Here is a 13,472-nt window from a genome sequence, read left to right on the forward strand (position 1 = left end):
GCGTTGCCCGGCACCCCACCGGTCATTTTTTGTTGGCATGATCCTGCGCCTGCTGCAGCACACGCAGCAGGTTGCCGCCCCAGATCCCCGCGATCTGTTTCTCGGTGTAGCCCTTGCGCAGCAGCCAGGCGGTGATCTTCGGTAGATCGCTCACGTCCTGCAGGTCGGTAAGCCCGCCGCCGCCGTCCCAGTCCAGCCCTATGCCCACATGCTCGGGGCCGACCACGCCCAGGATGTGTTCGAAGTGGGCGAAGAAATCGTCCAGGGTTGCCCTCCGAAGCGGCAGGCGCTGGTCGATCTCGGCCAGGCCCTGCTTCAGCTGCACGCCCTGGGCCATGCTCAGGTCATCGTAGTCGGCGCCGATCTGCTTCATCAGCGCGTCTTCGGCCTGCTTGCGCGCGTCGTTCTTGCCGGTGTCGATCAGGTAGCCGCCATACGCGTTCACCTGGATCACCCCGCCGGCCTTGGCCAGCTGCTTCAGGCGCACGTCGTCCAGGTTGCGCGGGTGGTTGTAGATTGCCTTGGCCGAACTGTGCGACAGCACGAACGGCACCGGCATGCGCTGGATCAGGTCATCGAACACCGCATCGGAGGCATGCGACTGGTCGATCACGATGCCGAGCCGTACCGCTTCGTCCACCAATGCCTTGCCGGCCGGGCTCAGGCCCTTCCATTCGGCGCCTTTGGTGTCGGTGGCCGAATCGGCAAACTCGTTGTTGGCGAAGTGCACCGTGCTGAGCAGGCGCAGGCCGGCCTGGTGGTAGAAGCTGAGCAACGTGGGGTCGTCGACCAGCGGGCTGGCGTTTTCCATGCTGATGTACACCACGCGCTTGCCGGCCGCCTTGATCCGGGCGGCGTCGGCGGCGGTCAGTGCCAGCGCGAAGGTCTCCGGATGCGCAGCGAGCATCTCGCGGATTTCCATCAACCGCAGCAGGCCCGCATCGCGGTCGTGCTGGTGTGCGGCCGGGCTGCGGTCGCCCTGGTCGGTGTAGATGGCCCAGAACCCGCCATCCAGCGCGCCGTCCACCATGCGCGGCAGATCCACCTGCGACAGCGCGTTGTGGTCGTGTCGCTGCTGGATGTCGAAGCCTTCCCGGTGGAAGTTCGCCGGCGTGTCCAGATGGCTGTCGAGGGTAAGCAGTTTCTTCTGCAGGGTGGCAGCGCGCGCAAGCTCCTGCGCGCTGAACTCGATGGCGTGGGCCGACAGCGGCGCACACAGCGCCAGTGACACCAGCAGGGACAGGCTGCGCAACGTCATGACGCCTCATTTTAGATTGGAATGCGTCAGACCATAGCAAAGCGTACCGACCAACGGTCGGTACCTACCCTGCCATTCCGCGGTAGGTGCCGACCGTTGGTCGGCACGCGAAGGTCAATCCAGCACGCGGCAGAACACGGCCTTGAGGTAACGCGATTCCTGCACGTGGGCCATGAACGGATGATCCGGGCCGGCGCCGGCGACCTTCAGGATCTGGATGGTGCGCCCGGAGTAGAACGCCGCGCGACGCAGCATGTCCAGGAACTGGTCCTCGGCCACCAGGCCGGTGCACGAGAACGTGGCGAACAGGCCACCGGGCTTGACCACGCCCAGCGCCAGCTTGTTCATGTCCAGGTACTTCTTCAGCGCAGTGATCACCTGGTCGCGGTCGCGGGTCATCTTCGCCGGATCCAGGATCACCACGTCGAACTGCTCGCCGCGGTTGGCCGCGTCGCGCAGCCACGGGAAGATGTCGGACTGCACGAAGCGTGGGCGCACGTTGTTCAGGCGCGCATTGCCCTTGGCGATGGCGATCACGTCTTCGTCGATGTCGATGCCCAGCACATCAGAGGCACCGCGCGCGGCCGCGTACACCGCAAAGCCACCGGTGTTGCAGCACAGGTCCAGCACCGACTTGCCTTCCACTTCCTGGCTCAGCCACTGCCGGTTTTCGCGCTGGTCGGCGAAGAAGCCGGTCTTGTGCGCACCGGCCGGGTCGGCGCGGAACTTCACGCCGTACTCGGTGATGACCGCCGCTTCGGTGGTGGTGTTGCCGTGGAAGTCGAAGCTTTCCTGCTTCTGCACGTGTTCGTCGGCGAAGCTGTGGAAGCGGCAGCCGGGGAACTGCTCGCGCAGCGCCTCGTAGACCCACTCGCGGTGGCGGAACATGCCGGCGGCGAAGAACTCCACCACCACCAGGTCGCCGTAGCGGTCCACCACCAGGCCGGACAGGCCGTCGCCCTCGCTGTGCACCACGCGCCAGGCATCGGAAATCGCGTCCAGCTTCAGGACATCACGGCGCAGCGACACCGCCTGGGCGATCTTCCGCGAGAACCAGCCGGCATCGACGGGGACGCGCTGGTCGGTCTCAAGGATACGCACGGCGATGCGCGAATGACCGTTGTAGAAGCCACGCCCGATCCACTCCCCATCCACGCCGACCACGTCGACGATGGCGCCGGGTTTCGGGCGGACGGCGGGCTTTTCGACCAGTTTCTGGAAGATCCACGGGTGGCTGGAGCGCCAGGCGTTTTTAAGGCGGACAACGGGATTGGGGACGGTATTCATCTGCCTATTGTAGACGGGCCCCATGGCCCGGCAGGCCGCCGATTTGACGCCAACCCATTCAGCCCGCAGAATCGGCCCCAGAAGGGGAGTAGCTCCCAGACGTTGTCGCCGTCAATTCGAGCCCGCAGGCTCCGGTGCAACGGCAGTCCCACCCGGTGGGACTGCGAGCGAGACCTTCGCCGTATGGCGAAGCTCTGTCCCCGGATCCCCTCCGATCCTCCGTTGCAGATCCTCGCCGTCCGGCTTGAGGCATTTCATTCATTCAACGGACAAACTCATGCAGACGATCGGTAATTTGTGGTTGTGGGGCGGCTTCGGCGCGGTGGTGATCATCGCGCTGCTGGTCGATCTGGTACTGATGCGACACGGCGGCCCGCACAAGGTGACCTTCAAGGAGGCCCTGTGGTGGTCGATCGGCTGGGTGGCGCTGGCCCTGGCCTTCAACGGTGGCCTCTGGTACTACCTGAACGAGACCGCCGGCCAGGTGGTGGCCAACAAGGTCGGCCTGGAGTTCCTGACCGGTTACCTGGTCGAGAAGGCCCTGGCGGTGGACAACATCTTCGTGTTCCTGATGATCATGGGTTACTTCGCGGTGCCCGAGGAACAGCGGCAGAAGGTGTTGATCATCGGCATCCTGGGTGCGATCGTGCTGCGTACGATCATGATCTTCGCTGGCAGCGTGCTGCTTACCAAGTTCCATTGGCTGCTCTACGTGTTCGGCGCGTTCCTGCTGTTCACCGGCTGGAAGATGTGGTTCTCGGCCGGCCAGGAGCCTGACCTGGAGACCAACCCGGCCCTGCGCTGGATGCGCAAGCACCTGCGCCTGCTGCCCGATTACGCCGGCAATGCCATGAGCGTCATGCGCGACGGCAAGCGCTGGTACACCCCGCTGTTCGTGGTGCTGATCCTGATTGCCGTCACCGACGTGATCTTCGCGGTAGACAGCATCCCGGCGATCTTCGCCATCACCACCGACCCGTTCATCGTGCTCACCTCCAACGTGTTCGCGGTGCTGGGCCTGCGCGCGATGTTCTTCCTGCTTGCCGGCATGGCCGACCGCTTCCACCTGCTGCCGTACGGCCTGGCCCTGGTGCTGGCCTTCATCGGCGCCAAGATGATGCTGATCGACATCTTCAAGATCCCCACCCCGATCTCGCTGGGCGTGGTTGCGGTGATCATCGCCGCCACCGTGGTGCTGAGCCTGAAGAACCCGCCGAAGACCGGCGACGCGTAACCCCTGATTGCCGCCGGCGGGATTGTCCCGTCGGCGGCACCTCTGTCTCCCGTCGCGTTGCCCTTGTGTTCAGGCTGGCGCGACGCAATCCCTTTGGGTATGAACGCCAACCTGCCCCTGCCTGCCGGCGAGCCGCCGGTCTCTTCCCGCAACGACCGTGGCCGCGTGGTGCGGGCGTTCAACCTGAGCCTGGCCTTCGTGCTGGTGCTGGTGGCGGTGTTCACCGCGCAGGGTCACTTCGATTGGCGCCCCTGGGCCGTGGCCCCGCTGGAAAGCGACGGCCTGCTGGGCATCCTCGGTGCGCCGCTGCTGCATGGTTCGGTCCAGCACTTGGCCGCCAATAGCTTTGCTCTATTAATTCTTGGCACTTTGGCAGGCAGCGTCTATCCAAAGGCGACCCTGCGGGCCTTCCCGCTGCTGTGGATCGGCTCCGGGCTGGGCGCCTGGCTGCTCGGCGATATCGGCAGCCGCCATCTGGGCGCCAGCGGCATCACCCACGGCCTGATGTTCCTGGTGTTCGTGCTGGGCCTGCTGCGTCGGGACCGCCCCGCCATTGCCGCCGGCCTGATCGCCTTCCTGTTCTACGGCAGCATGCTCATCACCATCCTCCCGCATGAGCCGGGTGTGTCCTGGCAGTCGCACATGGGTGGCGCCTTCGCCGGCATCATCAGCGCGCTGCTGTTCCGCCTGTCCGACCCGATGGCCCCGCGCAAGCGTTACAGCTGGGAAGAGGAAGACGAGGACGCGCTGGAGGCACAGCGCGACAGCGACCTCGAGCCGCCCTCCCCGCACCGCGTGCCGGTGCTGTGGCAGCCGCGCGAAGGGCAGGATTTCGTCGTGTTGCCGTTCCGCCCGCGGGATTCGGATTCCTCCCGGTAGGCGTCGCAAGGAACGGTAATGCCGTTCCTAACGTCGCTTGCGACGGCCCGAAGGGTGCCCGCCAACGGCGGGCATACCGTTGGTCGATGCGCTGCGTGCCGATCATTCTCCGTACCGACCAACGGTCGGTACCTACCTGCGCGGCGTCGTTTTTACGGGGTGCCATCCACCGCTTTGCGCCCCAATGCCGGATCATCGGTGAAAAACGCATCGATCCCGGTGGCCAGGTAGGCGCGCATCTCCGCCACCGACCCGTCGGGATTGCGCGTGTTGGGCTCACCCTTGCGGAATTCGGCGGCCATGAAGGCATTCTCCGGCCGGAACGTATACGGCACCACCATCAGGCCTACCGCGTGCGCATCGCGCACCAGTGAGGTCGGCGGGCCGAGGCGACCGTTGGCATCCAGCGGAATCACCATGCGCAGGCTGGGTCCAATGCCATCGGCATAGCCGGCGATCTGGTCCAGCCCGGCGGGCGTGATCATGTCGACATAGCGCTGGCTGCCCTTGGCGGCGAGCACGTCGCCCGGCTGCTGCTTCGGGTCACCCAGCAGCTGCAGCAGGCGGATGTTGCTGTCGCGCCCAAGCTTGCTGCGCAGGTAACGCAGATTGCCCACCTCGAACGACTGGATCGTCACCGGAGCCACGCGGGTGTAGGGGTTGGCCTGCAGCGTTTTCAGCAGCAGGTCTTCCATCGGCAGGCCGATGCCCTTGAAGTAGGTGCCGTGCTTGATCTCCGGCACCAGCCCGATCCCGCGCCCGGCGCGACCGGCCTGCTGGACCAGGAAGGTGACGATCTCGTCCAGCGTGGCAATGCGGAACTGGCCGTCGAAGGCAGTGCTGCGCAGCTGCGGCAGGCGCTCGCGGGCGTACAGGGTCTTCAGCTCGGCCAGGGTGAAGTCTTCGGTGAACCAGCCTTCGATGCGTTCGCCATCGATGGTCTTCGTCGTTCTGCGGCTGGCGAACTCGGGATGGGTGGCCACATCGGTGGTACCACTGATCTCATTCTCGTGCCGCGACACCAGCACCCCGTCCTTGGTCATCACCAGGTCCGGCTCGATGTAGTCGGCGCCATCGGCAATGGCCTGCGCGTAGGCGGCCAGGGTGTGTTCGGGCAGCAGCGCGCTGGCGCCGCGATGGCCGTACACCGCCGCCTTGCGCGGCGCGGGTGGGGAAGATTCAGCGCTCATGGCCACCGATGGTGCCACGGCCAGCGAGAACAGCAACGCACAACCCCACAACGACTTCGACACTGCAAACCCCTGTTGGTACGGCGGCCCGCGCCGACGCGGCGGGGGCGTGGAAACGACGTGCGCATTGTCGTCGCGCGGTATGACAGATCGAAGAAAGCCAGTTATGCGCCTCCTGCGACGTCCCCGGCCCCGGCAGCGAGCTCTTTGACTTCCTTGTCGAAGTCGCTCTCGAACAGCCGATCCTGGACGATCCGGTACTTCTCGAACTCTGTCTCCGCATGAGACTGGGCCAGTTTCGCGGAGACCTTGCCACTGTTCTTGAGGACCTTGCGATCATCAAATTCCAGGAATGCGTCGAGCCGCTTGGCCCAGTCTTCCATGCTCATGGGAATTCGGCGGCGAGCGCGGTCTTCTGCCAGTTCGAGGTAGGCGTTGACGATCCGGCCCAGTGAATCCAGCTCTTCCTGGGTGAGATAGTTTTTCGCCACCCCAACGTCGGTCTTCAGGATCCTGCCATCCGGTGCGCTCGCCCAGGACGTCAGGCCCATGTGGGGAAGGTTGCTGTCTGCCCGCGTGCTGATCAGCTCTGCGGCCGTGTGCCCGTGGATGGCGTAGTGAAGCTTGTTCTGAACCTTGGCGAAGAATGCCTTGGTCGTTGGGGCATCCTTGTTGTAATCCAGGCTGGTAGCGTAGATATCGGTGATCTTCTGGTAGAAGCGCCGCTCGCTGAGACGTATCTCGCGGATTTCGGCGAGCAGGCGCTCGAAATAGTCCTCGCCCAGAAAGCTGCCGTTCTCCATGCGCTGCCGGTCGAGCACATACCCTTTGAGGGCAAACTCGCGCAGTACTCCGGTAGCCCATTGGCGGAACTGCGTCGCCCGTACCGAATTGACTCGATAGCCGACCGAGATGATCGCGTCCAGGTTGTAGAAGTCCACCGTTCGGGACACCTCCCTTGAGCCCTCCTTTTGAACTATCCGGAATTTCCGGATAGTTCCTTCAGGTCCAAGCTCCTGGCTCGCAAATATGTTCTGAAGATGCTCGCTGACGGTGCGAACATCTACTCCAAAGAGCTCTCCCATCAGCTTTTGGGACAGCCATACAGTCTCATCCTCGTAGCGGGCTTCAATGCTCGCCTCGCCTGCCTGCCTGGTGAAGATCAGGAACTCGGCAGTGCTGTTTCGGATCAGTGTTTTTTTTTCCATCGCCTGCTCCTCGATGGCACGTCTGGGAGTCTGGGTGCCGGTGAACAAGTTTGATGCTAGCGCAGCTGATTGAACGTGCTGCCTTTCCCGGTCCGTGAAGTTGGCAGTATTGGCTTACTTCCCGATACAGAAGCTCGAGAAAATCCGCCCCAGCAGGTCATCTGCGCTCATCCGTCCGGTGATCTCGCCCAGCGCCTCATGCGCCAGCCGCAGTTCCTCGGCGGCCAGCTCCAGGTGTTCATGCACCAGCTCTGCTTCGGCGCGCTCGGCGTGGCCGATCGCCAGGGTGATCGCTTCCACGTGGCGGGCGCGCGCGGAAAACTCGCCCTCCACGCTGTCGCCGGCGCTGCCGCTGGCCAGCTCGCGCAGGCGTGTGTGCAGGCGGTCGAGGCCCTGGCCGGTGGCGGCCGAGACGTGCACGACGTTGGCATCGATGTCGGCCGGCAGTGCCTCCAGCAGGTCGCTCTTGTTGTGGATCCACAACTGCAGCGGCACCCCGGCGATGGCATCGGCCACGGCGGCATGGCCGGCCTGCGGGTCGCGCGCGTCGAGCACGATGATGGCCAGGTCGGTGCGCTGCATCTCCGCGCGCGCACGCCGCATGCCTTCGCGTTCAATGGCATCGCCGCCGTCGCGCAGGCCGGCGGTGTCGACCAGGGTCAGCTCGAGCCCATCAATGCGGATGGTTTCGCGCAGGGTGTCGCGGGTGGTACCGGCAATGTCGGTGACGATCGCGCGTTCGCTGCCAGCCAGTGCATTGAGCAGCGAGCTCTTGCCTGCGTTGGGCGGGCCGACCAGCACGGCGTGCAGGCCATCGCGCAGGCGGCGGCCGCGTTCGGCGTCGTCGCGCAGCGTCGCCAGCGCCAACTGCACTTCGCCCAGGCCCTGCCGAACCTGATCGCCTCCCAGCGTATCCAGCGGTTCGTCGGCGAAGTCGATCGCGGCTTCCACATGGATGCGCAGGCGCACCAGCTGCTCGCCGGCATCTTCCACGCGGCGCGAGAACACGCCGTCCAGCGAGCGCCGCGCCGCGCGCGCGGCACGGGTATCGCTGGCCGCGATCAGGTCGGCGATGGCCTCGGCCTGGGCCAGGTCGAGCTTGCCGTTGAGGAAGGCGCGCTCGCTGAATTCCCCTGGCCGTGCCTGTCGCGCGCCGAGCGCGATGCAGCGACCCACCAGCTGCTGCAGCACCACCGGGCTGCCGTGGCCCTGCAGCTCCACCACGTCTTCGCCGGTGAAGCTGCGCGGATTCGGGAAGTACAGGGCGATGCCGTCATCCAGCACTTCGCCGGCGGCATCGCGGAAGCGCGCGTAGTGCGCGTGCCGCGGCTGCAGTTGCGGGCAGCCCAGATCCACGGCGATGCGCAGCGCCTGCGGGCCGGACACGCGCAGCATGCCCACGCCCCCGGCACCGGGCGCGGTGGCGATGGCAACGATGGTGTCGGTGGCGGCGTTCATGGCTCAAAGCTTCTCCAGCTGTGCGCGGGCCTGGGCAGCGCCGCTGCCCTGCGGCTGCAGCGCCAGGTAGGTGGTGTAGGCCTGCCTGGCCTTGGCCTTGTCGCCGGCGTGGAAGTAGGCATCGCCCAGGTTGAGGTGGGCTACCGCGCGTGACGGGTCGATCTTCAGCGTGTTTTCCAGCCAGCGTGCCGCTTCAGCGTAACGCTGCTGGCGGTAGTAGACGAAGCCGAGGTTGTTGGCCGCCTGGGCGAAGTCCGGGCGCAGCTTCAGCGCTTCGGTGAACTGGGCAACGGCCTCGTCATAGCGTTTCTCGCGGTACAGCTGCAGGCCACGATCGTTGGCCTGCTGCGCGCGCTGGCGGTCGGAGGTCGGCACGGCGGCCGGCACCACCAGCGTGCTCTTGCCGCCCTGCAGGTCGGCCACGGTCACCGGCGCCTCGCCAGCGGGCTTGGCGTCCTGCGCGGCATCCACCCGGTTGTTGAGCGCGATCGCGTCCGCCGACAGCTGCCGGGTATCGGCAGTGAGGTATTCCTGGCTGTCGGGCACCTGGAACACGAACTCGCCACCCTGCGAACCGGGCAGGCTGCCGAACGCCGGGGTCTGCCGCGACACCGCCGATACCGCCGGCGCCACGTAGGCCGCCAGCTCGGTGCCGGTGATCAGGCCATCACCATTGAGGTCGCCCTTGCCTGCCAGCGCCTGCAGCAGCACCCAGGTGAACACCGAATGGCCGTTCGGGCCGCTGTCGGCCACCTGCTGGTCGCTGCCGCCGGCGGTGAGCATCTGCCGCGCGCTGCGCTTGGCGTTCTCGCGCAGGAAGGCCGACGACGAGGGGCCGCCACGGGTCAGGCCCAGGCCGCTGTAGCAGGCATCCATCACGAACATCACATGCTTGGCCTGCATGCTTTCGGCGATGTTCTGGATGTCGGTCATCGCGATGGCGTCGGTGGCGAATTCGTTGGGGTCCGAATCCACCGGGATGATGTAGCCCAGGTCGCGGCCCGACGCCAACCGCCGCGTGGCGCCATGGCCGGCGAAGAACACGAACACGCGGTCGTTGCGCCCGGTGCGGTCATCGGCCAGGCGGTCGTGGAAGGCGGCCAGGATGTTGTTACGGGTGGCCTGTTTGTCCTTCAGCACGATCACCTGCGAGGACGGGAACCTGAACTGCCCGGTCAACGTATCGGCGATGGCCTGCGCATCGTGGCTGGCGTATTCCAGCCGCGGCCACTTGGCGTACTCGTCGATGCCGATCACGATCGCCCACGACTTCTCGTAGCCGGTGGTCACGGTGGCTTCGCTGGCAGCAGCGCTGCGCGGGCGGCTGACGGTGAACTCGCGGCCATTCCAGCCGGCGAACTGGTAGCCCTCGGCAATCAGCCGGTCCAGGATCTGCGGCAGTGCCTTCACCGCGCGGTCGTGGATGTCGTGGAACAGGATGATCCCGCGCTGTTCCTTCTGCACCTGGCCCAGCACGCGCTGCACGATCGATTCGGGCACCGGGTCGGCCCAGTCCATCGAATCGATGTTCCACATGATCGACTTCAGGCCGGCCTCGTTGAGCAGCTGCAGGCCTTCGGCATTGCGCGCGCCATAGGGGAAGCGGAACAGCGGCGCGCGGCGCTTGTCCACGTCCTTGAGCAGCGTGTCGGTCACCAGCACCTGCTGGCGCAGCGCCTCGCCGGTGGTGCGTGACAGCTGCGCGTGGGTCAGGCTGTGGTTGCCCACCGCGTAGCCCTGTTCCATCAGGTTGCGGCTGATACCGGCCATCGGACCCAGCTTCACGCTGCCATCGGCATGCACTTCGCCCAGGTTGCGGCCCACTTCGAAGAACACCCCCGGAACGTCGTAGCGCTTGAGGATGGCCACCACTTCGTCGGTGTAGGCCTTGTGCGGGCCGTCATCGAAGGTGAGCACCACGGTCTTGGGCGGCAGGTCGCGGCCGAAGATCTCGCGGTCGCTGTCCTTCATCGACATCGGATAAGGCTCGATCACGCCGTAATCGCGCAGGATCGCCTCGCGGCTGTACTGCTTGTGCAGGTGGGCCAGGTAGTCGTCCCACTTCTCGCGCTTGAGGGTGATCGCGCGGGTGCGGTCGAAGCGGCTGAAGATGTTGGTGATTTCCTGGTTGTAGTTGCGCTCGATCTCATCGAGCGCGTCCAGGTCTTCGCCCACGCGCTGGTGCAGCTTCACCGCCGGCAGCGAGGAATCGGTGCCGATGCGCTCGTGCAGGTCGCGCAGCACTTCGCGGAACGCCAGGCGGTCGGCGTCGTACAGCTCCGGCGCCGATTCGATGTAGTCCAGCACCGTGCCCAGGGTGGCAAAGCGCTGCGGGCTGCCGTCGCGCAGCAACGCATCGAACTGGGTGGCGATGGCCTGGCGCTGGTCCAGCCCGTCGTGGAACAACTGCTGGCCGATGCGGCTGGAGGTGTCACGGTCACGCGCGGACTGCTGCGCTTCGTCGGCGAGCAGCACGATGATGCGGCGGTGGCCGTCGAGCTGCTTCTGCAGGGCGGTGAGCAGCGGCGCAGCCGCGGGGTCGGCGGAGGCTGCGGCCTGCGCGCTGGGCTGCGTCGGGGTCGGCGTTGCCGGGACGGCGGGGTCGTTGTTGCCGCAGCTGGCAACGGCCAGGGTCAGCAGCAGCAGGGACGGCAGGCGGAACAACGACGACGCACGGGGCATGGGGGGCTCGGTGAGGTGCTGCGGGTGGGTGAATGCAGGCGATTGTATCGCCGGCAAAGAAAAACCCGCCGGGGAGCGGGTTTTCCAGGGGTTTTATTTTTTGGCGGTGGCCGGGACCGGGTCGCCGCCATGGCGCTTGGTCATCCACCACTGCTGCAGCAGGCCCAGGCCGCCGTTGACCACCCAGTACAGGACCAGGCCGGACGGCATGAAGGCCATCATGACGCCGAAGATGAGCGGCATCATCTGCATCATCTTGGCCTGCATCGGGTCCATGCCCGGGGCCGGGGTCAGCTTCTGGGTGGCCCACATCACCGCCACGTTGATCACCGGCAGGATGAAGTACGGGTCGCGTGCGGTCAGGTCCTGGATCCAGCCCAGCCACGGGGCCTGGCGCAGTTCAACCGATTCCACCAGCACCCAGTACAGCGCAAAGAAGATCGGCATCTGGATGAGGATCGGCAGGCAGCCGCCCATCGGATTGATCTTCTCCTTCTTGTACAGCTCCATCATCGCGGTCTGGAACTTCTGGCGGTCATCGCCATAGCGTTCCTTGAGCTGCGCGATGCGCGGCTGGAAGCGACGCATCTTGGCGCCGCTCTTGTACTGCACCGCCGACAGCGGGTACAGCACCAGCTTCAGCAGCACCACCAGGCCCACGATGGCCCAGCCCCAGTTGTTGACGACCTTGTGGACCTGGTTCAACACCCAGAACAGGCCCTGGCCGATCACGGCCATGATCGAGAAGCGGCTGTAATCGACAACGCGATCCAGGCCCGGCACATCTTCCTTGGCGATCTGGTTGACCAGCTTCGGGCCCACCCACAGGCGTGCCTCGCTGCTCACCTGCTGGCCCGGGGCCACGGTGAACGCCGGGCCGGTGGCCTGAATCTGGTCGCGGCCATCATGCTGGGACAGCGAGTAGTTCGCGGCCTGGTCCTTCTGCGGCACCCACGCGGTGAAGAAGTGGTGCTGCAGCATCGCCACCCAGCCACCGGTGACCTGCTGGTTCAGCGGGCCATCGTCCAGGTAATCCTTGAAAGCCCGGCGCTGGTACTTGCCGTCCTTGTCGAACCAGGTGGCGCCGTTGAAGCTGAACGAGTCCGGGTTGGTCATGCTGCGCGACAGGATCGTCGGCGTGCGGTCCAGGGTGCGGTACACGTAGCCGCTCCACGGGGCGGTGCCGGCGTTGATCACTTCGTCCTTGACCTTGACCGCGTATTCATTGCGGTTGACGGTGAAGGTGCGGCGGATGCTCACGCCATTCGGACCATTCCACACGAACGGGATCTGCAGTTCGTTCTGGCCCTTGGCCAGCACGAAGTCCTTGGCATCGCCCACCAGCGTGAAGCCGTTGGCTTCCGGCACCGGCATGCTCTTGTCCTGGCTGGTCCAGCCGGTCACCGCGCGGTACGGGTGGGCCGGGTCTTCGGTCAGCAGGCGCACCGGCGGGCTGCCGTCGTCCTTGGTCTGCGGGAACTGCAGCAGCTCCGCATCCAGCACGGAGCCGCCGTCGAGCACCAGGCGCAGCACGTCGGTGGTCACGGTCACGCGCGGCGCGCCGGCCTGGGCCTGCGCGGTCGGCTGGGTGGCCGGGGCGCTGCCCGGGGCCTGCGGCACGTTGGCAGCGGGCACGGCGCCCGTTGCACCCGGCACCGGTGCCTGGGTCTGGGCGGCCACCGGCGCGGTGGGCGCCGGCTGGGCCTTGTCGCTACCCCACTGCATCCACAGCAGGATGGCCACCATCAGCCAGGCAACAATCAGGAAAACGCGGGTCTGGTTCATCAGCGTGCAGGCTCGACGGGGCCGGCAGCGGGTGCCGGCTCGGACTGGGAAAGGGGTGCAACCCCGGGCGGCGGCATTGTGCCGTCCGCGCCCGGCATGGGCAATGCGCCCAGCCGGCGCAGCAGGCGCTCGAAGGCCTGGCGGATCTCGGAATTACTTGCGGTACGGGCGGAACTGCGGGCAACCACGACATAATCGCCGGACGTCATCCACGGCCGTAGGTGGCGGGTGGCGTCACGCAGCACTCGCTTGATACGGTTGCGACCCACGGCTCGGGGATCGACTTTGCGCGAAACGGCAAGACCCAGCCTGGCCGGCGTGTCGCTCTTCAGCCAGTGCAGGGTCATCAGCGGTTCGGACACACGGCGGGCGCCGTTGAAGACCGTTGTATATTCGGCACGCGTACGAACCCGCGCAGAGCGAGGAAATCGCTTGCGCGGGTCGGAACTGCTCACAGTCAGGATTGCGTCTGCCGCGGGAAGCGGCATTGC

The 13,472-nt window shown here is 66.0% G+C and carries 10 protein-coding genes; 2 read left to right on the top strand and 8 right to left on the bottom strand.

Features of this window, described 5'->3' with window-relative positions; all coding sequences use genetic code 11:
• Positions 1–22: 22 nt before the first annotated feature.
• The gene (locus BAY15_RS00555) at positions 23–1,258 is read right to left on the bottom strand and encodes a dipeptidase (protein WP_068848002.1); all 1,236 of its coding nucleotides are present in this window, start codon (positions 1,256–1,258) and stop codon (positions 23–25) included.
• 114 nt (positions 1,259–1,372) lie between these two features.
• Positions 1,373–2,545 carry a class I SAM-dependent rRNA methyltransferase gene (locus BAY15_RS00560; RefSeq protein ID WP_068848004.1) on the bottom strand — a complete coding sequence of 391 codons (1,173 nt, stop codon included), beginning with the start codon at positions 2,543–2,545 and terminating at the stop codon, positions 1,373–1,375.
• Between the two features lie 277 nt (positions 2,546–2,822).
• On the opposite strand from BAY15_RS00560, the gene BAY15_RS00565 reads away from it, so the two are divergent.
• Together BAY15_RS00565 and BAY15_RS00570 are read left to right on the top strand one after the other, a co-directional pair.
• Positions 2,823–3,779 carry a TerC family protein gene (locus tag BAY15_RS00565; protein ID WP_068848006.1) on the top strand — a complete coding sequence of 319 codons (957 nt, stop codon included), beginning with the start codon at positions 2,823–2,825 and terminating at the stop codon, positions 3,777–3,779.
• A 99-nt stretch (positions 3,780–3,878) separates the two neighbouring features.
• Positions 3,879–4,658 (top strand): rhomboid family intramembrane serine protease, encoded by a 780-nt coding sequence (locus BAY15_RS00570; RefSeq protein WP_068848008.1) that lies wholly within the window; start codon positions 3,879–3,881, stop codon positions 4,656–4,658.
• Between the two features lie 152 nt (positions 4,659–4,810).
• Here the strand turns inward: BAY15_RS00570 and BAY15_RS00575 are convergent, their stop codons facing one another.
• The 6 genes from BAY15_RS00575 to rnpA form a co-directional block, all read right to left on the bottom strand.
• On the bottom strand, positions 4,811–5,848 hold the full coding sequence (locus BAY15_RS00575) for a glycerophosphodiester phosphodiesterase (protein ID WP_068854469.1): 1,038 nt from the start codon (positions 5,846–5,848) through the stop codon (positions 4,811–4,813).
• Positions 5,849–6,012: 164 nt separating this feature from the next.
• Entirely contained in the window at positions 6,013–7,104 is a 1,092-nt protein-coding gene (locus BAY15_RS00580; protein ID WP_237334295.1) for a virulence RhuM family protein, read from the bottom strand.
• 66 nt (positions 7,105–7,170) lie between these two features.
• Positions 7,171–8,514: a tRNA uridine-5-carboxymethylaminomethyl(34) synthesis GTPase MnmE gene (mnmE, locus tag BAY15_RS00585; RefSeq protein WP_068848010.1), complete on the bottom strand. Its 1,344-nt coding sequence runs from the start codon at positions 8,512–8,514 to the stop codon at positions 7,171–7,173.
• 3 nt (positions 8,515–8,517) lie between these two features.
• Complete coding sequence (locus tag BAY15_RS00590) at positions 8,518–11,196, bottom strand: polysaccharide deacetylase family protein (protein WP_068848012.1); 2,679 nt, start codon at positions 11,194–11,196, stop codon at positions 8,518–8,520.
• 93 nt (positions 11,197–11,289) lie between these two features.
• On the bottom strand, positions 11,290–12,981 hold the full coding sequence (gene yidC / locus BAY15_RS00595; RefSeq protein ID WP_068848015.1) for a membrane protein insertase YidC: 1,692 nt from the start codon (positions 12,979–12,981) through the stop codon (positions 11,290–11,292).
• Positions 12,981–13,469, bottom strand: coding sequence for a ribonuclease P protein component (rnpA, locus tag BAY15_RS18655; protein ID WP_083214014.1), 489 nt, complete (start codon positions 13,467–13,469; stop codon positions 12,981–12,983). The genes yidC and rnpA overlap by 1 nt, the downstream gene beginning before the upstream one ends.
• Positions 13,470–13,472 lie beyond the last annotated feature (3 nt).

The organism is Stenotrophomonas rhizophila (assembly GCF_001704155.1).
GTDB lineage: Bacteria > Pseudomonadota > Gammaproteobacteria > Xanthomonadales > Xanthomonadaceae > Stenotrophomonas > Stenotrophomonas rhizophila_A.